Raw genomic sequence first — 18,906 nt, 5'->3', positions numbered from 1 at the left:
CCCCACGCGCAAACGGTGCAGAATCGGCGGCAAAGCGTGACTTTTGCGTCCCGCATCGGCCAGCTTTTGCCACCTGTTGCCCGCCCGCCTCACTTGCGGCCGCACATGCCTGCGACATTTGCCTCACACCGCTATCTCACGCCGCTATCTCACACCGCTATCTTACACTGCGACTTTAAGGCTCTCTTCCAGATAGATCTGCCGCAGCCGCGCCGCCACAGGCCCCGGTGTGCCCGTACCCACCGCAGCGCCGTCAATCTCAACCACCGGCATCACAAAGGTCGACGCCGACGTAACAAAAGCTTCATCCGCCGCCTTGGCCTCTTCAATCGTAAAGCCGCGTTCCTCAACCTTCATCTGTGCCTCGGCCGCAAACCGCAGCACCGCCGCACGGGTGATCCCGTGCAGAATATCGCGCGACAATTCGCGAGTGATGATCCGCCCGTCCTTGACGATATAGGCGTTGTTCGACGTGCCCTCCGTCACCAGCCCATCCTCGATCATCCAGGCGTCATCGGCGCCTGCCTTCTTGGCCATCATCTTGCCCATCGACGGGTACAACAGCTGCACCGTCTTGATATCCCGCCGACCCCAGCGAATATCCTCGATCGAGATCACCTTGATGCCACGCTTTGCCACCGGATTATTCGCCAAACCTGGTTTAGATTGGGTAAACAAAACCACGGTCAGCGGCGTTTCTTTGGGATCGGGGAACACAAAATCGCGGTCGCCCGGCGCGCCGCGCGTCACCTGCAAATAGATCATGCCCTCGTCGATCTCATTGCGTGTCACCAGCTCGCGGTGGATCGCCAACAGCGCCTCCTCCGTCATCGGCATTTCCATGCCCAGCTCGGTCAGCGACCGCTCCAACCGCCGCGCGTGGCCGGCAAAATCAATCAGCTTGCCGCCGAGAACCGAAGTCACCTCATAGACGCCATCGGCCATCAGGAATCCGCGATCAAAGATCGAAATCTTGGCCTCGCCCTCGGGCAGATATTCTCCATTGAGATAAACGGTACGGCTCATGGGCTTAACTCCAGTCAGATTTCAGCCCCAGAGGGCCGGGTCAGAGGGGTGCACACCCCGGTCATCGAAATGCAGAGGCGTGGCGCGGTCTTCGGCCAGAAGCAGCGGCCCGTCAAGGTCGGTCACCGCCGCGCCTTGCGCCACCAGAACCGCCGGGGCCATCGCCAGAGATGATCCGACCATACAGCCCACCATCACCTTGAACCCCGCCGCCAAACCAGCGTCGCGCAGCGCCAGCGCCTCGGTCAGCCCGCCGGTCTTGTCGAGCTTGATATTGATCACATCATACTTGCCCGTCAGCCCCGCAAGAGACCCACGGTCATGGCAGCTTTCATCGGCGCACACCGGCAAGGGCCGCGCCAGCCCCATCAGGGCGTCGTCCTCTCCGGCGGGCAACGGCTGCTCCACCAGCTCGACCCCGAGGCGCAGCAAATGCGGCGCAAGATCAGCGTAAACTTCGGCGCTCCAGCCCTCATTGGCATCGACGATGATCCGCGCCTTCGGGGCCCCGGCCCGCACCGCTTCCAGCCGCGCCATGTCATCCGGCGTGCCCAGCTTGATCTTGAGCAGAGGCCGCGCCGCATGTCGCGCCGCCTGTGCGCGCATCTTTTCGGGCGTGTCGAGCGACAGGGTAAAGGCGGTGATTTCCGGCCCCGGTGCCGCCAATCCGGCCAGCTCCCACACCCGGCAGCCGGCCTGTTTCGCCTCTAGATCCCACAGCGCACAATCCACCGCATTGCGCGCGGCACCGGCAGGCAAAGCCGCTTGCAGCGCGCGCCTGTCGATGCCCTCGGGCAACCCGGCGATCTCGGCCTCGACCGAGGCCAAGGTTTCGCCATAGCGCGCATAGGGCACGCATTCGCCCCGGCCCGTGACGCCGCCGCGCGTGACCGAAACGGTCAAGACTTCGGCCTGCGTCCGTGATCCACGAGAGATGGTGAAAACTTCCGCCAATTGGAAAGTATCGCGACGGGTTTCGATCATATCCCGGTCCTTTTTATCGTTCCGTTTCCAGCGGTGGCTTCACGGCTTAAAGCGCCGCCAAAGCCGCCGCCAGACGCTCGGCACCTTGGCGCATCGGATCAACGGTAGGAAGCCCCATCCGCGCCTCGACCTCGGCCATATAGGCCAGCGCCTCATCCTCGGCCATATTCACGGTGTTGATCGAGATTCCAACCACTTGGCAGTCAGGGTTGGCCACCTGCGCCAGCGGCAGCGCGGTATCGCGCAACCGCTCCAGCGACGGCAGGGTATAGCCCGGCAGGCCCCGCATATGGCTGCGCGTCGGCTCGTGGCTGAGGATCAACGCATCCGGCTGGCCGCCGTGAATCAGCGCCAGCGTCACACCGGAAAACGAGACGTGGAACAGGCTGCCCTGCCCTTCGATGATGTCCCAATGATCGGCGTCGTTGTCAGGCGTCAGCCATTCGACAGACCCGGCCATGAAATCGGCCACAACCGCATCGAGCGGGATGCCGTCGCCAGTGATCAGAATGCCGGTTTGGCCGGTGGGGCGGAAGGTGCATTTTTGCCCTGCGGCCTTCATCGCCCGGTCAAGCGCCAGCCCGGTGTACATCTTGCCGACCGAGCAATCGGTGCCCACTGCCAGCACCCGCTTGCCGCTGCGTTTCACGCCATTGGCAATCGGATACTCCACGCCCGGCACGCGCACATCGTGCAGTTGCTGGCCATTCGCTTCGGCGGCGGCCACCAGATCGGGCTCCTCGCTCAGCAGGTTGTGCAGGCCGGAGGCCAGATCAAAGCCCTTCTCAAGCGCCTCAATCAAAACGGATTTCCACGCCTGGCTGATCACGCCGCCCCGGTTGGCCACGCCGATCACCAGCGTTTTCGCCCCCGCGTCGCGGGCTTCATCCAGCCCAAGATCGGTCACCTTGAGATCGGCCTTGCAGCCGTCCATCCGGTACTGCCCGACCACGTTCTCGGGGCGCCAATCCTTGATGCCCTGGGCCACTTTGGCGGCCAACCCGTCCGGCGCATCGCCAAGAAACAAAAGATAAGGTGTCTGGATCATCGGTCAGTCTCCACGCATCATGTTTGCACCGGACCTAGCATTTTGCGCAGGGCCGTCCTTCCCTAATCCTCCAGTATGGCGATCAATTTCAGAAGATTCTTCGGCTATGACGCAAAAAGATCGAATAACCTTCGAACTTACCGCAGATGCACGAATATTCAGCAGTTCGCCGGGGCACCTGCTCATGCTGCACCCGCAAAATAGACTTGCACAGCGCAGCGTAATTTAATATCGCTGAGCGCAATATTTTCGTAACATCCTTACCGAAAGGCACCCATATGTCCTTCCGAATTCAGCCTCAGGCCCCCGCCCGCCCCAACCGCTGCCAGCTCTTTGGCCCCGGCTCTCGGCCCGCGATCTTTGAGAAGATGGCCGCTTCGGCGGCGGATGTGATCAACCTTGATCTCGAGGATTCGGTTGCGCCGTCGGACAAGGACAGCGCGCGTGCCAATGTTATCAAGGCGATAGGCGACGTCGATTGGGGCACCAAAACGCTGAGCGTGCGGATTAACGGTTTGGACACGCCGTACTGGTACCGTGACGTGGTTGACCTGCTCGAGCAGGCCGACGAACGGCTGGATCAGATCATGATCCCCAAGGTGGGCTGCTCCGGAGATCTTTATGCGGTTGATGCGCTGGTGACGGCGATCGAGGCCGCGAAGGGGCGCAAGAAGCGGATTGCCTTTGAGGTGATCATCGAGAGCGCCGCCGGGATCGCCCATGTTGAGGAAATCGCCGCCGCCTCGCCGCGGCTGGAAGCGATGAGCCTTGGGGCGGCGGATTTTGCCGCGTCGATGGGCATGGCCACCACCGGGATCGGCGGCACGCAGGAAAATTACTACATGGCGCATGAGGGCCAGAAGCATTGGTCGGACCCCTGGCATTGGGCGCAGGCCGCGATTGTCGCTGCCTGCCGGACGCATGGCGTGCTGCCGGTTGACGGGCCGTTTGGCGACTTCTCCGATGACGAGGGCTTTCGCGCGCAGGCGCTGCGCTCGGCGACGCTGGGCATGGTCGGCAAATGGGCGATTCACCCCAAGCAGATCGCGATTGCCAATGAGGTCTTTACCCCCTCGGAAAAGGCTGTGACCGAAGCGCGCGAGATCCTTGCGGCGATGGACGCGGCCAAGGCTAACGGCGAAGGCGCCACCGTTTATAAGGGCCGTTTGGTCGATATCGCCTCGATCAAACAGGCCGAAGTGATCGTGCGGCAATCGGAAATGATCGCTGGTAACTGATCCTTAGCCCTCTTGCGGCATGCTTGGACGGCCCGGCGAAAGTCGGGCCGTTTTTACATTGAATTAGGCTTACCCTGATGCCGCTGACTTTGTTGCACTCTGCTGAGGACCACCGCCAGACGTTCGAGTCGCTGCGCGACAGGCTCGCCCCTGCGATGCGGCTAGAGCATAATATCCGCGCCGATTGGCTTGCTCGGGCGCGCGACGAAGGCATGACCCGGCAGTTGGCCGCCGAAATTCGCAAAACGGTCCGCAAGGTGGGCGGGCCGGTGCTGTGCACCTGCACCACGCTGGGCGAAGCGGCGGTTGAGGCTGGCGCGATCCGGATTGACCAACCGATGATGGCACGCGCGGCGCAGTCGGATGGGGCGATCCTGCTGGTGTGCGCGCTGCAAAGCACGGTCGAGAGCAGTCAGCGATTGTTGCAGGCCAATCTTACCGATCTTGGGCGCGAGACGCCGGTGACGACGCTGGTGCTTGAGGGGTTTTGGCCGCTGTTCGAGGCCGGGCAAAAGGCCAATTTCTGCGCCGCCATCGCCGCGGCGGTGATCGAAGCGGTGCAGGCGCGCCCCGACTTCAAGACGGTCGTTTTGGCACAAGCCTCGATGTCGGACACGGTGCACCTGCTCGACGGGGTTGGCCCGGATGTGCTGTCTTCGCCGGAACTGGCCCTGCGCGCGGCGCTTGATCTGGCGTAAAAACCTTACCCGCGGATAAGGTGTAAATATTTGTTATTGTTTATTAAATGCCGGGATTCGCCAAGTTTACGTTCTGGTTCAACGGGCTACACCCTGTGGCGAAGTTGCCGACCGCGCCCCTGTTAATGCGGGTAGGATCGGGCACACGGGCGCTGTTGTTTTATTGCATCCTCACAGCGACCGCGCCATATAGCGTTGAGGAACAAAGGAGTGTCGCATGGCGCATTATCTCGATTTTGAGAAACCGCTGGCCGAGATCGAGGGCAAGGCAGAGGAATTGCGCGCAATCGCGCGGCAGAGCGATGATCCGATGGATGTGGACGAAGAGGCCGGCGCGCTTGATCGCAAGGCGGCGGTGATGCTCAAGGATCTGTACCGCGACCTGACGCCCTGGCGCAAATGCCAGGTGGCGCGGCATCCGCAGCGCCCGCATTGCAAGGATTACATCGAAGCGCTGTTTTCCGAGTTCACGCCTTTGGCCGGGGACCGGCAGTTTGGCGAAGACCTTGCCGTGATGGGCGGGTTGGCGCGGATTGCCGACCGGCCAGTGATGGTGATCGGGCACGAAAAGGGCCACGACACGCAATCGCGGCTTGATCGCAATTTCGGCATGGCGCGGCCCGAAGGCTATCGCAAAGCCGCACGGCTGATGGATATGGCCGACCGGTTCAAGCTGCCGGTGGTGACCTTGGTGGACACCGCCGGGGCCTATCCCGGCAAAGGCGCCGAGGAACGCGGCCAATCCGAGGCGATTGCCCGCTCGACAGAGGCCTGTCTGGCGCTGCGCGTGCCGGTGATTTCGGTGATCATCGGCGAAGGCGGATCGGGCGGCGCGGTGGCCTTGGCCACGGCCAACAAGGTCGCGATGCTGGAGCATTCGGTCTATTCGGTGATCTCGCCCGAGGGCTGTGCCTCGATCCTGTGGAAGGACGCCGAAAAGATGCGCGAAGCGGCGCAGGCGCTGCGGCTGACGGCGGAAGACCTTTATAAACTAGGGGTTTGCGACCGGATCATCCCCGAGCCGATGGGGGGCGCGCAACGCGACCGGTCGGGCACGATGAAGACTGTGGGTCGGGCGATTGAGCAGATGCTCGAAGAGCTGGCTGGCAAGGACGGCGATGTGCTGCGCAAGGAGCGGCGGCAGAAGTTTCTCGATCTTGGGTCGAAGGGGCTTGCCGCTTAGGGTGGTGATTGGGGTTGGCGTTGGCTTATGGGGCTCTGCCCCCGGGCTACGCCCTCCCCCGAGGTATTTTTAAACAGAAGAAGCCTGGGCCGGGTGGCTGTCAGTTGGTCAGCATCCGCAGGCCTTGGGTGACGTCCGATCTGACGGCGAGGCGCAGGCCGGGTTCGTCGCCTGCCTTGAGCGCGGCGATGATCAGGCGGTGAAAATGCGGTGCTTCGGTGCGGCGCAACCGGCCGTAAAGCGCGCGCATGGTGGGCCCGAGTTGCAGCCAGACGGTTTCGGCCATCGCCAGCATCGCCGGGGCCTGAGCGCGCAGGTAAAGCGTGCGGTGGAATTCGAGGTTGGCCTTGATATAGCCCACGGAATCGCGATTCGAGATCACCTCGGCGATGGTGACATTGATGGTTTGCAGCCGTTCGATCAGGGCGATGTGGGCGCGCGGCAGCGCCCGGCTGGCCAGCTCGACTTCGATCAGGGAGCGCAGCGCCGCCAGTTCCTCGATCCGGTCGTTCGACAATTCCGGCGTGCTCACCCGCCCCGAGCTTGACAGCGACAGCGCGCCTTCGGCCACCAGCCGCCGCACCGCTTCGCGCGCGGGGGTCATCGACACGCCGTATTCGGCACCGATGCCACGCAGGGTCAGCGCCACACCGGGGGAAATCTCGCCGTACATGATTTGCGAGCGCAGGCCGCGGTACACCCGGTCGTGGGTGGAAATGGCGCTGTCTGGCTTGGGATTGATCAACATGGGGCGAGTGTGATCACAAAATGGGCGCGCGGCAATATGTCATCCACCAAAGCGGATGCGGTGAAGCGCCGCGCCCTCGGTGTGCAGCCAGCGGCGCTGGGCCTCGTGCGGGCCATAGAGATCGCGGACGACGGACCAGAAGGCGGCGGAGTGGTTCATTTCGCGCAGGTGGGCGACCTCGTGGGCGGCGACGTAATCGAGCACCTCGGGCGGTGCGAGGATCAGGCGCCACGAGTACATCAGCCCGCCCTGCGACGTGCAACTGCCCCAGCGCGAGCGGGTGTCGCGCAGGGTGAGCTTGGTGTAGGGCAGGCCCAGTTGCGTGGCGTAGCGGTCAGAGGCTTGGGCCAGCCGGGTGCGGGCGTGCGCCTTGAGGAAGCCCAAGAGGCGCGCGGGGATGCGGTCGGCGGGGCCCGGCACCAGCACGCGGTCATTGAGCAGTTGAACCTGACGGCCCGGCCCTAGCAGGACCGCGCGCGGGGTGCCTTCGATGGGGAGGTGGACGCCAGTGGCCACGTCGATGCCGCCCGACTGTTTTTCGAGGTGACTGCGCAGCCAGTCTTCCTTTTCGCGGGCAAAGGCGAGCGCCTCGCGTTCGGTCACGCCGCGCGGTTTTGTCAGGGTCACGGTGCCGTCAAGCGAGGAGATACGCAGGGTAATTCGCCGCGCCTGCGCCGATGTGCGCAGCCTGAGCGGCACCGGGGGGTTGCCGGGAAGCGAATGTTGGCCCATATGGGGTCCTTGTCTGCCAATCTGCGTGCCTTTTGCCAAAGGCTTTGACATGGGCAAGGGTCTTATGGCAGGGGACCGCAATTGCCCGCAAGATGGAAAGTTTGAGAGGGACCCGGATGCCCAAAGAAGAATGGGGAACGAAACGCCTTTGCCCAACAACAGGCAAGCGTTTTTACGACCTGAATGCAAACCCGATCGTCAGCCCCTATACGGGCGAAGTTCTGGAGTTTGATCAGTCGAAGAACCGCATGATCGAGGCCGATGCGGCCGATGCAGCGACCTCCAAGGCCAAAGTCAAGGCCAAGGAAACCGAGGACGATGCGGTGCTCGAAGATGATGATGATGCGGTTGACGTCGATCTCGGCGATGATCTGCTCGAAGACGACGATGACGAGGACAATGTCCCGCTCGAAGAGATTGCGGATGTCGCGTCGGAAGACGACGATTCCTGATCCTTATAAAATCGGTGCCGGGGGGCAGATTTTCGCTTGAACCTCCCCGCGCCTTTGCCTATGACGCACGCCAACGACGACGATGCGTCATCGGAAAGGGGCCTTAGCTCAGTTGGGAGAGCGCTTGCATGGCATGCAAGAGGTCAGGGGTTCGACCCCCCTAGGCTCCACCAAAACCCCGCCGGTTGCATAACCGGACAGACCAAACCGGGCCTTTGCCCGGTTTTTTTGTGCCTTGCTGTTGGGGCGATGCACGGCGCGTGCAGCGCTCGGGTGACATCCAAGGCTTTGCCAGCACTGGCAAAGCCGCGCATTTGTGGCTAGCAACCGAAGGCATCGCCCGAGGAGCAGCCCGCAGATGACCGCACTGATGATACAAGGCACCGGCTCGAATGTCGGGAAATCCATGCTTGTGGCCGGTCTGTGCCGGGCGGCGCGGCGGCGCGGGCTTAGCGTGGCGCCGTTCAAGCCGCAGAACATGTCGAACAATGCGGCTGTCACGGCGGATGGCGGCGAAATCGGCCGGGCGCAGGCGCTTCAGGCGCTGGCCTGCGGGATTGCGCCTCGGGTCGATATGAACCCGGTGCTGCTCAAACCCGAAACCGATGTCGGCGCGCAGGTGATTGTGCAGGGCAAGCGGCTGACCACTGCCAAGGCGCGCGATTATGCCAAGCTGAAACCTGCGCTTATGGGGGCTGTTTTGGACAGTTTTCAGCGGCTGCGCGCCGCGCATGATCTGGTGATTGTCGAAGGTGCCGGCAGCCCGGCCGAGGTCAACCTGCGCCAGAATGACATTGCCAATATGGGGTTTGCGCAGGCGGCGGATGTGCCGGTGGTTCTGTGCGGCGATATCGACCGGGGCGGCGTGATTGCCCAGATCGTCGGCACGCAGACGGTGATCTCGCCCGAGGATGCGGCGCTGGTGGCCGGTTTCCTTATCAACAAGTTTCGCGGCGACCCCCGGCTGTTTGACGATGGCTATGCGATGATCAGCGCCGCCACCGGCTGGCGCGGCTTTGGCGTGGCGCCGTGGTTTGCCGAGGCCTGGCGTTTGCCGCCCGAAGATGCGGTTGAGGTGACGGCCCCGAAGCGCGACAGCGGGCTGCATGTGGTCTGCCTGCGCCTGTCGCGGATTGCCAATTTCGACGATCTTGATCCGCTGGCGCAGGAACCCGGCGTGCGGCTGACGATGCTGGCACCGGGGCAAGCGATCCCCGGCGATGCCGATCTGGTGATCCTGCCCGGCACCAAATCCACCCGCGGCGATCTGGCGTATTTGCGCGCGCAAGGTTGGGATATTGATCTGGCGGCGCACCACCGGCGCGGCGGGCATATTCTGGGGATTTGCGGCGGGTATCAGATGCTGGGCACTGTGATCAGCGATCCTGACGGGATCGAAGGCCCGGCGGGCAGTGATCCGGGGCTGGGCCTGCTTGGGATCGAGACGGTGATGACGCCGCAAAAGCAGCTGAGTGAGGTGGCGGCGACGCATGTTGCCACGGGCCGGGGGTTTCGCGGCTATGAGATTCATATTGGCGCGAGCGACGGTGCCGACCGTGCCCGCCCCTTTGCCCATGTCGCCGGCGCGGCAGAGGGCGCGCAAAGCGCGGATGGCCGGGTGCAGGGCAGCTATCTGCACGGCATGTTTCGCGACGATGGTTTTCGCACGGCGTATCTTGCCGGGTTCGGTGTGCAGGCGGTGGGCCGCTATGATGCCGATGTCGAGGCGACTTTGGACGCGCTGGCCGATCATCTCGAGGCGCATCTGGATGTGGCGGGGCTGTTGGCCGTTGCGCGCTGACATCTCGGGCTGAAATCCCTGCGTCATACTTGCCTTTGCTGGTGGCAGCTTCAAGTCGGCTGGAATAGGCTGGCAAAAACAGCGGAGCGGGCAATGGGCAAACGCAAAATCGGGCGACTTCTGGCAATCGGTGTCACGGCATTTTTCATGCCGTATCATGCGGTGGCTTTGAACAGCGTGCAGCTTCAGTTGGTGGGCCAAGAGAACGATGATCTTGCGGAGAGCCTGCAAGCGGCCTCGGTTTTGAATTCGCTGGAAAAAAGCCCCGAAACCTTGCCGCGTGACGTGGTTGCGGCGGCGCGGGCGGATTACACCAAACTGGTCGAAACGCTGTATGCGCAGGGCTATTATTCCGCCGTTGTGAACATCCTGATTGATGGGCGTGAGGCGGCGCGGATTGATCCGTTTCGCGAACCTGCGCAGATCGGGGATGTGCGCATTGTGGTTGATCCGGGGCGGCTGTTCCGGCTGGGGGTGGCGCGGATTGATCCTTTGGCAGGCGACAATCCGCCGGTCGAGGGCTTTGTCACCGGGGAACCGGCGCTCGCGACCGTGGTGCGCAATGCCGCGCGCACGGCGGTGTCGGACTGGCGCGAGAACGGCTATGCCAAGGCCGAGATCGCAGATCAGTCGATTGCGGCGCGCCACAGCGAGGCGCAGCTTGACGTGCAGGCGCAGATTGCCCCCGGTCGGCGGGCGACCTTTGGCGACACCACCATCAGCGGCAAGACCACGGTGCGCGAACCACGGGTGCGCCAGATCGCCGGCCTGCCGCAGGGCGAGACATTCGCCACCAGCGAGGTCGACAAGGCGGCGGCGCGGCTGCGCAAAACCGGCACCTTTCAGTCGGTGCAGGTCAACGAAGCGCCCAAGATTGCCGCCGACGGCACACTCGACATGGAGATCACCGTGGTCGACCGCAAGCCGCGGCGCATTGGCGGCGGCCTCGAGTTCTCGACCTTTGACGGGCTGACCGCCTCTGGCTTTTGGCTGCACCGCAATATCTTTGGCGGGGCCGAGCGGTTTCGGGTCGAGGGCGAGGTTAGCCAGATCGGGCTGCAGGCCGAGGGCATCGACTATGAACTGTCGTTCCGGATCGAGAAGCCTGCGGTCTATGGCGCCGATACATTGTTTTTCGCCGAGGCCGGGTTTGGCTATCTTGATGAGCCCGATTACCTTGAGCGCAAGGCCGAGCTGACCTTTGGCGTGTCGCGGACCTTTAACGAATATCTGACCGGCGAACTTGGCATTGGGCTTGGGTATTCCGAGGTGACGGACCGCTTTGCCACGCCGGAAACCACCCGGACGTTGCAGACCGTGTCCCTGCCCTTTGGCCTGACCTATGACAAGCGCGACAGCACGCTGAACGCCAAGAACGGATTTTACCTCAGCACAGATATTACCCCGTATTATGAGACGGTTGCGGGCGACGCGGGGGCGCATCTGACGTTTGATGCGCGGATGTATCAACCGCTCGACAAGGACAACCGCGCCGTGGCCGCCGCCCGCCTGCAACTGGGCGCGCTGGTTGGGCCGGAGGCGGAAAATGCACCGCCGGGGATGCTGTTTTACTCGGGTGGGGGCGGCTCTGTGCGGGGCCAGCCGTATCAATCGCTTGATGCCGACTATAACGGTGTGTCGTTGGGTGGGCGCGCCTTTGCGGCCCTCTCGGGCGAGCTGCGGTTTGATGTGACAGACAAGATCGGCGTGGTCGGCTTTGCCGATGCGGGCTTTGTTGGGCCAGACGGTTTTGACGATGGCGACTATCACGCCGGCGCCGGGCTTGGCCTGCGCTACTCCACTCCTGTCGGGCCGATCCGTGTGGATCTGGCCGGGCCTGTCGCGGGCGACACCGGCGACGGATTTCAAATCTATATCGGGATCGGTCAGGCATTTTGATGCGTATTTTCCTTGTTTGTCTCTGTCTTCTCACCCCCTTTGCCGCGCTGGCCCAATCCGACAACAGCGACCGGGGGTTCATTCAAGGCATCCTAGAAGATGCGCTTTCGGCACCGGGCCGCAGCGTGCGGATCGAAGGTTTTTCCGGGGCGCTCAGTTCGCGCGCAACGATTGACGAGATCACAGTCACCGACCCGGACGGCGTTTGGGTGACGGCGCGCGGCGTTGCGCTCGACTGGAACCGCAGCGCGCTGTTGCGCGGGCAGGTGATCATCGAGGAAATCTCGATCGAGGAACTGTTGCTGCCTCGCAAGCCCCTGCCAGCCGAAGGCGAAACCCCCAGCCCCGAGGCCTCGGGGGCGTTTTCCCTGCCGGAGCTGCCGGTGTCTGTCGACATCGCGGAAATGCGCATTGATCGCATGGTGGTGGGCGAAACGGTGTTTGGTCAGGCCGCCGAAGTGATGTTTACCGGCTCGGCCAAGCTGGCCGGTGGCGCGGGCGAAACCGCGCTTGAAATCAAACGGTTGGACCGCGACGGCAGCTTTACCATCGCAGGGGCATTCGACAACGAAAGCCGCGCCTTGGTGCTTGATCTTGATCTGGTCGAACCGGCGGACGGCATCGCGGCCAACCTGCTGGGCCTGCCCGGCAAGCCCTCGGTCGCGCTGAGCGTCAAGGGCGACGACCCGTTAAGCGATTTCACCGCAACCGTGCTTTTGGCCACCGACGGTCAGGAGCGGTTGACTGGCGAAGTCTCGCTTTTGAGCGATGACGATGGCACCGCACGTTTTGCCGCCGATCTGGGGGGCGACCTCGCGCCGATCCTTGCGCCGCAATACGCCGAGTTTCTGGGTGACGCGGTGCAATTGCGGGCCGAAGGCGCGCGCGCGGCGGATGGCGCGTTCGATCTGTCGCAGCTTCAGCTCAAGGCGGCGGCGCTGTCGCTGGACGGTGCGGCGCGCGTTGGGGCCGATGGCTGGCCCGAGACTTTTGCGCTGGATGCTGTGATCGCGCCGCCCGAAAGCAATACCGTGGTGCTGCCCCTGCCCGGTGCCGCGACCTCGGTTGAGGGTGTGACGCTGAGCGCGTCGTTCAATGCGGCGGCGGGCGATGTCTGGGCCATCACCGGCGAGGCGCGCGGCTTTTCGCAAGAGCGGCTGCGCATCGAGACGGTTGGATTTGACGGCGAAGGCGAGATTTCGCGAGAGAACCAAAGCGTTACGGGCGCGCTTGACCTGAACAGTGACGGGATTGCCCCGGTGGATGCCGCTCTGGCCGAGGCGATTGGCACGGCCCTGCGCGGCGCTTTGAAGTTTGGCTGGGCCAAGGGCGCGCCGCTGCGGCTGCGCGAGGTTGATCTGTCGGGGGCCGATTATGGTCTGACCGGGATGATCACCGTCAGCGGGCTGGAGGGCGAAACGCCAATCACCGTGACGCCGGATCTGGTGCTTTCGGCGCTGGATCTGACGCGGTTTGCCGAGATTTCCGGCTTGGCGCTGGCCGGGTCTGCGAAGCTGGATGTCTCTGGGCGGGCCGAGCCTGTGACCGGGGTGATCGATCTGAAACTTGATGGCAGCACGCGGGCTTTGGGTTTGGGCATTGCGCAGGTTGATCCGCTGCTGGCGGGTGATGGTGTGCTGACGCTTGGGATCACGCGGGATGAGACTGGGCTGACGGCTGACCCCCTGCTGATCCGCACCGATCACGCCCGTATCGAGGGTATTGCGCAGTTGCGCACAGGGGCGAGCACCGCCGAAATCACAGCATCGGTGCCGGATCTGTCGCGCATTGCCGCAGGGTTTGACGGCGCGGCGGATGTGACGGCGACGCTGGTGCAGGTGGATGAAACCTGGACCATCGAGGCCGACGCCAGCCTGCCCGGCGCAACACGCGCCACGTGGCGCGGCACCCTGCGCGGCAATGGCACCGATGCGCTGGCAGTGGCTGGGCGGCTTGAGGCGGCGGTTGGGCAATTGGCGGCGTTTTCCGCGATTGCCGGGCGGGATTTGGCCGGTGCGGTCAATCTGACGGTCGAAGGTGGGGCCGATATTCTGGCGAAAACCTTTGACGTGACCGCAAGTGGCGCGACGCAAAGCCCGCGTTTTGGCGTGCCTTTGGCCGAGGGTTTCCTGCAAGGGCGCACCAGCTTTGACGTCGCGGCGGCGGGCGCGGTGGGCGGGCAGATCGACATCCGCACCGCCGTGATCGAGGGCCCGCAGATCAACGCGAAACTGAGCGGCGGGTTTGGCCCGCAGACCGGCGATCTGGCCTTTGACGTGACGCTGGCCGATCTGGGATTGGCGCTGCCCGAGCTTCCGGGCGCGGCCAATCTGACCGGCACCGTGGTGCGCCGCGAGGGCGTTTGGGCGATCGACACCGATGCGCGTCTGCCCGGCGACACCGGGGCCAGCTTTGTCGGCACCGTGGCGGGCGATGGCACCACCGCGCTGGAAATCGCCGGTCGGCTTGAGGCGCAGGTGGCGCAGCTTTCGGCGTTCTCACCGTTGGCCGGGCGCGATCTGGCCGGGTCTGCCGAGGTCGTGATCGAAGGCCGGGGCGACGTGGTGGCGAAATCCTTTGACCTGATCGCCACCGGCGCGACGCAAAGCCCGAAATTCGGCGTGCCGATGGCCGAGGGTTTGCTGCGCGGGCGCACCAGTTTTGATATCTCGGCGGTGGGGCAGATCGGCAGTGACATCACCATCCGCAACGCTCTGATCGACGGCCAACAGCTTCAGGCGACGGCGAGCGGTGCCTTTGGCCCCGAAACCGGCAGGCTGGCGCTGGATGTGGCGGTGGTTAATCTTGGCGTGGTCCTGCCCGGTTTGCCCGGGCCGGCGCGGCTGAACGGTACGGCGGATCGCCAGGCCGGCGTCTGGACCGTGGTGGCCGATGCCAACCTGCCCGGCGACACCGGCGCGAGCTTTCGCGGCACGGTTGCGGGCGATGGCGCCACGGCGCTGGACATTGACGGGCGGATCGAGGCCCAGGTGGCGCGCCTGTCGGCCTTTGCACCGCTGGCCGGACGCCCGCTTTCGGGTGCGGTGTCGCTTACGGCGGAGGGGCAGATCGCGGTGCTTGACGGCGCATTTGACATCACCGCCAGCGGATCGGCGAGCAATCCAGGCTTTGGCGTGCCCGCAATCGAGCCGCTGCTGCGCGGCACATCGCAGTTCGACCTCTCTATCGCGCGCGCCGCGAATGGGGCGATTTCAATCCGCAATGTCATGCTCGACGCCAGCGGCATCGATGCAAATGTCAGCGGCAGTTTCGGCGACAACAGCGGGTCGGTGACTTACCGCGTGTCCCTGCCCAATCTCGGGCTTGTGGTGCCCGATCTGCCCGGCCCCGCCAGCGTCTCCGGCACCGCCCAGCAACAAGGCGACAGCTGGCAGATCAACGCCGCAGGCACCGGCCCCGGCGGCATCGAGCTGTCGGTGCGCGGGCGCGCGGCGCAAGACGGCTCGCGGCTTGACCTGACCACAAGCGGGTTGGTGCCGCTCGCGCTGGCCAATCGCCAACTGTCGGGGCAGGCGCTGAGCGGTTTTGTCCGCTTCGATCTCGCGGTGAACGGCCCCCCTGCCCTAAGCTCGGTCTCGGGACGGTTGAGCCTGGCCGACGCGCGGCTGGCGCTCCCGGCGCAGGGGCTTTCGGTTGATGGGATCAGCGGGCAGGTCGATCTGGCTGGCGCGCAGGCGCGGGTGGCCATCGGCGGCACGCTGTCCAGCGGCGGACAGTTGCGGATCACCGGCCCCGTGGCGCTTGCTGCGCCGTTCAACGCCGATCTGACGGCTGAACTGATCAACGTCACCCTGCGCGACGAGTCGCTTTACGAGGTGCTTCTGGGCGGGCGGATCACCATGACCGGGCCGCTCACTGGCGGGGCGCGCATCGGCGGGGCGATCAATCTGGAAACCGCCGAGATGCGCATTCCCGATCTGGGGCCCTCGTATTCCGCGCTTGACGGTTTGCGCCACATCAACCCGCCTGCCGATGTGCGCCAGACCCTGCGCTATGCCGGGCTGGAGCAGGTTGAAACGCGGCGCGGCAGCGGCCCGTCGTATCCCATCGATCTGGTGGTGAACGCCCCCAACCGGCTGTTTGTGCGCGGGCGTGGCCTTGACGCCGAACTCGGCGGGCGGCTGCGCCTGACGGGCACCACCACAAATATCGTTCCGGTGGGCAGTTTCTCCCTTATTCGCGGGCGGCTTGATCTGTTGGGGCGGCGGTTGGACGTGACCCAGGGCGAGGTGATTTTGCGCGGCAGTTTCGACCCGATCATCGCGTTTGAAGCCACCACGCAGGTCGATGATGTTGCGATCACCCTGCGGATTGAAGGGCTGGCTTCGGCCCCCGAACTGACGGTGACGTCGGTGCCGGAGTTGCCGCAGGAAGAGGCGCTGTCGCTGTTCCTGTTCGGGCGCGATGTCACCTCGATCTCGCCGTTTCAGGCGGTGCAATTGGCGGCGGCGATCCGCACATTGACCGGGCAAGGCGGGCTTGGCCTGACCGGCACCCTGCGTGAGGGGCTGGGCGTCGACGATCTTGATATTGGCACCGATGCCGAGGGCAACACCGAGGCGCGGGTGGGTAAGTATCTGTCAGAGAACATTTATACCGACGTCACGGTCAGCAGCGATGGCACCAGCGAGATCAATCTCAATCTTGATCTGACGCCGGATGTGACCGTGCGCGGGCGGGTTGGCAGCGATGGCGACACCGGCATCGGCATCTTCTACGAGCGCGATTACTGACGTCGCCAAAGCCGCGCGGATATGCCATGACAGGGCCGATGATGCGCGGCTTTGCCATATCCGACACCTGCGAGGTGCTGACCCCGGACACCCCCGGCATCGCGGCGTTGATCGACGGCGTGCGGCGCGGGCTGTCGCTTCGGGTGTCGCAGCGGGCGGTGACCGCGACAGTAACGGTTACGGTGGGCATTGCGCCCTATCTGTTTTGCGAAACCTCAGGATCGACCGGCGCGCCCAAGGTGATCCGGCGGCGGCCCGAAAGCTGGCAGCGCTCGTTCGAGGTTAATGCCGAGGCGTTCCAGATTGGGCCGGCGGACCGCTATGCCACCTTCGGCCAGCTCGGGCATTCGCTGTCGCTGTATGGCGTGCTCGAGGCGATGCACATTGGCGCCGATGTGGCGGCTTTGGCGGGGCGTTCGCCACGGCGCCAGCTGCGGTTTCTGAGCGATCAGCGCATCACGGTGCTTTATGCCACGCCCACGCAACTGCGGCTGGTGCTGCGCGCCGCCGAGGCCGAGGACATCCCCGCCCTGCCCGACATGCGGCGGATATTTTGCGGCGGTGGCACGCTTGACCCGGCGCTGTGGCAGGCCTTGGCCGGTCTGTTCCCGCAGGCCGAGCTGCGCGAATTCTTTGGTGCCAGCGAGACCAGTTTTATCACTATGAGCGATGCCGATACCCCGCCCGGATCGGTCGGGCGCGCCTATCCTGGCGTGCAGCTGCGCATCGCTGCCGCGCCGCATGAGACTGGCGAGATCGAGGTCGCGGGGCCCTATCTGTTTGACGGCTACGACGGGCACCCGGCGCGCAGCAACGCCACCGTGCGCATCGGTGAGATGGGGTATCTGGACGGCGAGGGGTTCCTGTTTCTGCGCGGTCGCAAGAGCCGGATGGTCACGGTGGCCGACCGCAATGTCTTTCCCGAGGAGATCGAGCGGGTGATCGCCGCTCTGCCCGGCGTCGTGGCCTGTGCGGTGGTGCCCCGGCTTGATCTGGCGCGTGGGCACCGGCTGGTTGGGTTTGTTCAAGGTGACGCGCAGGATCGCGATATGCGCAGCGCTTGTCGCGTGGCGCTTGGGGCGCAGGCGGTGCCGCACAGGTTTGTTCGCCTGGACCCGCTGCCGCTGCTGCCTGCGGGCAAGCCGGATTTGCAAGCCTTGGCGCGGATGGCGGAGGAGCTGACATGAGCCGGAGCTACATCATTGCTGCCCGGCGCAGCCCGGTTGTGCCGCACGGCGGGGCCTTGGCAACGTTTGACAGCCCCGAGCTGGCCGTGCCGGTGATCGACGCTTTGCTGGCCGATGCAGGGATGGCACCCGAGGCGGTGGGCGAGTTGATCCTGTCCAACGCGCTTGGGGCCGGCGGCAACCCTGCGCGGGTTGCGGCTCTGGCCGCTGGGTTGCCGGAACAGGTGGCCGGGTTGAGCATCGACAGGCAATGCGCCGGCGGGCTTGACGCGCTGGTGCTGGCCGACGCTTTGGTGCGCGCGGGTGTGCATGACGTGGTGATTGCGGGAGGATCCGAGAGCTATTCGCGCAGGCCACACCGATTGCGGACCTTTGCCGACGGCCGCCCGCCCGAAGCCTACACCCAAGCGCGGTTCACCCCCTGGCCCGAGCGCGACCCCGCTATGGCGGTGGCCGCCGATCTGCTGGCCCGCAAGCTTGGGATCGACCGCGCGGCGCAAACCGCTTGGGCCGTCGAAAGCCACCGCAAGGCGATGGCGGCACCTCCGGCTGGCATCGTCGCAATCAATGGACTGGAGCGCGACCCTTTCGCCAGACGGCTGAGCCCCGCGCTTTGCGCCCGTGCGCCGGTGGTGCATGGCACGATCACGGCGGCGAATATGGCGGTTGCGGCGGATGGGGCCGCCTTTGCGCTGGTGGTGTCCGAACGCGTGGCACGGGGCCATGACGCCATCGCAATCGCGTCCGGCCTGACCCTCGGCGGCACGCCAGATATGCCGGGCCTGGCCCCGGTCGCTGCAATCAACGCCCTGCTCGACACCACGAATCGCCCCGCGTTGGTGGCGGCGGAGATCATGGAAGCCTTCGCGGTTCAGGCCATCGCCTGCCAACGTGGGGCCGATCTGCCCAGTGATATCGTCAACCAACAGGGCGGTGCCTTGGCCCGCGGCCACCCAATCGGCGCAAGCGGTGCCGTACTTGCCGTCGACCTGTTCCACCAACTACGCCAGACAACTGGCCTCGGCCTCGCCGCCATCGCCGCCGCAGGCGGGCTGGGAACAGCTATTCTGCTGCAAAGCTGATACGACCAGCTTGCGGCCTTTCCCCCTACTTCTTCTGTTCAAAAATACCTCAGGGGGTCGTCCATTGTGGCGCC

Annotated in this window: 14 protein-coding genes and 1 tRNA gene; 10 read left to right on the top strand and 5 right to left on the bottom strand. The window is 64.6% G+C overall.

Annotated features, from left to right (window positions below; genetic code table 11):
- Positions 1-162 precede the first annotated feature (162 nt).
- The 3 genes from ACW9UO_RS13895 to dgcN are packed head-to-tail and all read right to left on the bottom strand — an operon-like array spanning position 163 to position 3,058.
- A complete protein-coding gene (locus tag ACW9UO_RS13895; RefSeq protein WP_457086386.1) occupies positions 163-1,026 on the bottom strand; it encodes a D-amino-acid transaminase in 864 nt (287 codons plus the stop codon).
- A 21-nt stretch (positions 1,027-1,047) separates the two neighbouring features.
- On the bottom strand, positions 1,048-2,010 hold the full coding sequence (gene dgcA, locus ACW9UO_RS13890; RefSeq protein ID WP_457086385.1) for an N-acetyl-D-Glu racemase DgcA: 963 nt from the start codon (positions 2,008-2,010) through the stop codon (positions 1,048-1,050).
- Between the two features lie 46 nt (positions 2,011-2,056).
- Positions 2,057-3,058, bottom strand: a complete 1,002-nt coding sequence (gene dgcN / locus ACW9UO_RS13885) for an N-acetyltransferase DgcN (protein ID WP_457086384.1) — start codon at positions 3,056-3,058, stop codon at positions 2,057-2,059.
- 278 nt (positions 3,059-3,336) lie between these two features.
- On the opposite strand from dgcN, the gene ACW9UO_RS13880 reads away from it, so the two are divergent.
- The 3 genes from ACW9UO_RS13880 to ACW9UO_RS13870 all read left to right on the top strand — a co-directional run bounded on the left by ACW9UO_RS13880 (position 3,337) and on the right by ACW9UO_RS13870 (position 6,177).
- Positions 3,337-4,296: an L-malyl-CoA/beta-methylmalyl-CoA lyase gene (locus ACW9UO_RS13880; protein ID WP_457086383.1), complete on the top strand. Its 960-nt coding sequence runs from the start codon at positions 3,337-3,339 to the stop codon at positions 4,294-4,296.
- A gap of 77 nt (positions 4,297-4,373) precedes the next feature.
- The gene (locus ACW9UO_RS13875; RefSeq protein ID WP_457086382.1) at positions 4,374-4,994 is read left to right on the top strand and encodes a hypothetical protein; all 621 of its coding nucleotides are present in this window, start codon (positions 4,374-4,376) and stop codon (positions 4,992-4,994) included.
- Positions 4,995-5,211: 217 nt separating this feature from the next.
- Positions 5,212-6,177 (top strand): acetyl-CoA carboxylase carboxyltransferase subunit alpha, encoded by a 966-nt coding sequence (locus ACW9UO_RS13870; protein ID WP_457086381.1) that lies wholly within the window; start codon positions 5,212-5,214, stop codon positions 6,175-6,177.
- Positions 6,178-6,277: 100 nt separating this feature from the next.
- Here the strand turns inward: ACW9UO_RS13870 and ACW9UO_RS13865 are convergent, their stop codons facing one another.
- Positions 6,278-6,925: a GntR family transcriptional regulator gene (locus ACW9UO_RS13865; RefSeq protein WP_457086380.1), complete on the bottom strand. Its 648-nt coding sequence runs from the start codon at positions 6,923-6,925 to the stop codon at positions 6,278-6,280.
- Positions 6,926-6,964: 39 nt separating this feature from the next.
- Positions 6,965-7,657, bottom strand: coding sequence for a M48 family metallopeptidase (locus ACW9UO_RS13860; protein ID WP_457086379.1), 693 nt, complete (start codon positions 7,655-7,657; stop codon positions 6,965-6,967).
- 116 nt (positions 7,658-7,773) lie between these two features.
- Here ACW9UO_RS13860 and ACW9UO_RS13855 point away from each other — a divergent pair, with 116 nt between their 5' ends.
- From ACW9UO_RS13855 to ACW9UO_RS13825, 7 genes are all read left to right on the top strand, one after another.
- Complete coding sequence (locus tag ACW9UO_RS13855; RefSeq protein ID WP_457086378.1) at positions 7,774-8,109, top strand: TIGR02300 family protein; 336 nt, start codon at positions 7,774-7,776, stop codon at positions 8,107-8,109.
- A 97-nt stretch (positions 8,110-8,206) separates the two neighbouring features.
- Positions 8,207-8,282, top strand: a tRNA-Ala gene (locus tag ACW9UO_RS13850).
- 185 nt (positions 8,283-8,467) lie between these two features.
- Complete coding sequence (locus ACW9UO_RS13845) at positions 8,468-9,910, top strand: cobyric acid synthase (RefSeq protein ID WP_457086377.1); 1,443 nt, start codon at positions 8,468-8,470, stop codon at positions 9,908-9,910.
- A gap of 93 nt (positions 9,911-10,003) precedes the next feature.
- Positions 10,004-11,809, top strand: a complete 1,806-nt coding sequence (locus ACW9UO_RS13840) for an autotransporter assembly complex protein TamA (RefSeq protein WP_457086376.1) — start codon at positions 10,004-10,006, stop codon at positions 11,807-11,809.
- Positions 11,809-16,563 (top strand): translocation/assembly module TamB domain-containing protein, encoded by a 4,755-nt coding sequence (locus tag ACW9UO_RS13835; protein WP_457086375.1) that lies wholly within the window; start codon positions 11,809-11,811, stop codon positions 16,561-16,563. The genes ACW9UO_RS13840 and ACW9UO_RS13835 overlap by 1 nt, the downstream gene beginning before the upstream one ends.
- 26 nt (positions 16,564-16,589) lie before the next feature.
- Positions 16,590-17,750: an AMP-binding protein gene (locus ACW9UO_RS13830; protein WP_457086374.1), complete on the top strand. Its 1,161-nt coding sequence runs from the start codon at positions 16,590-16,592 to the stop codon at positions 17,748-17,750.
- Positions 17,747-18,832 (top strand): thiolase family protein, encoded by a 1,086-nt coding sequence (locus ACW9UO_RS13825; RefSeq protein ID WP_457086373.1) that lies wholly within the window; start codon positions 17,747-17,749, stop codon positions 18,830-18,832. Before ACW9UO_RS13830 ends, ACW9UO_RS13825 begins: the two co-directional genes overlap by 4 nt.
- The last annotated feature ends 74 nt before the right edge of the window (positions 18,833-18,906 follow it).

It is taken from the genome of Marinovum sedimenti, assembly GCF_054052205.1.
The sequence above is the reverse complement of the archived record's forward strand: the minus strand, read 5'-3'. Positions and strand labels throughout refer to the sequence as shown.

What these genes read in the sequence shown, in the direction of transcription:
- ACW9UO_RS13880 (WP_457086383.1), top strand. Translation starts at nt 3,337, where the DNA reads ATGTCCTTCCGAATTCAGCCTCAGGCCCCCGCCCGCCCCAACCGCTGC.
- ACW9UO_RS13840 (WP_457086376.1), top strand. Translation starts at nt 10,004, where the DNA reads ATGGGCAAACGCAAAATCGGGCGACTTCTGGCAATCGGTGTCACGGCA.
- ACW9UO_RS13825 (WP_457086373.1), top strand. Translation starts at nt 17,747, where the DNA reads ATGAGCCGGAGCTACATCATTGCTGCCCGGCGCAGCCCGGTTGTGCCG.
- ACW9UO_RS13895 (WP_457086386.1), bottom strand. Translation starts at nt 1,026, where the DNA reads ATGAGCCGTACCGTTTATCTCAATGGAGAATATCTGCCCGAGGGCGAG.
- dgcN (WP_457086384.1), bottom strand. Translation starts at nt 3,058, where the DNA reads ATGATCCAGACACCTTATCTTTTGTTTCTTGGCGATGCGCCGGACGGG.
- ACW9UO_RS13835 (WP_457086375.1), top strand. Translation starts at nt 11,809, where the DNA reads ATGCGTATTTTCCTTGTTTGTCTCTGTCTTCTCACCCCCTTTGCCGCG.
- ACW9UO_RS13855 (WP_457086378.1), top strand. Translation starts at nt 7,774, where the DNA reads ATGCCCAAAGAAGAATGGGGAACGAAACGCCTTTGCCCAACAACAGGC.
- ACW9UO_RS13870 (WP_457086381.1), top strand. Translation starts at nt 5,212, where the DNA reads ATGGCGCATTATCTCGATTTTGAGAAACCGCTGGCCGAGATCGAGGGC.
- ACW9UO_RS13830 (WP_457086374.1), top strand. Translation starts at nt 16,590, where the DNA reads ATGACAGGGCCGATGATGCGCGGCTTTGCCATATCCGACACCTGCGAG.
- ACW9UO_RS13875 (WP_457086382.1), top strand. Translation starts at nt 4,374, where the DNA reads ATGCCGCTGACTTTGTTGCACTCTGCTGAGGACCACCGCCAGACGTTC.
- ACW9UO_RS13845 (WP_457086377.1), top strand. Translation starts at nt 8,468, where the DNA reads ATGACCGCACTGATGATACAAGGCACCGGCTCGAATGTCGGGAAATCC.
- ACW9UO_RS13860 (WP_457086379.1), bottom strand. Translation starts at nt 7,657, where the DNA reads ATGGGCCAACATTCGCTTCCCGGCAACCCCCCGGTGCCGCTCAGGCTG.
- ACW9UO_RS13865 (WP_457086380.1), bottom strand. Translation starts at nt 6,925, where the DNA reads ATGTTGATCAATCCCAAGCCAGACAGCGCCATTTCCACCCACGACCGG.
- dgcA (WP_457086385.1), bottom strand. Translation starts at nt 2,010, where the DNA reads ATGATCGAAACCCGTCGCGATACTTTCCAATTGGCGGAAGTTTTCACC.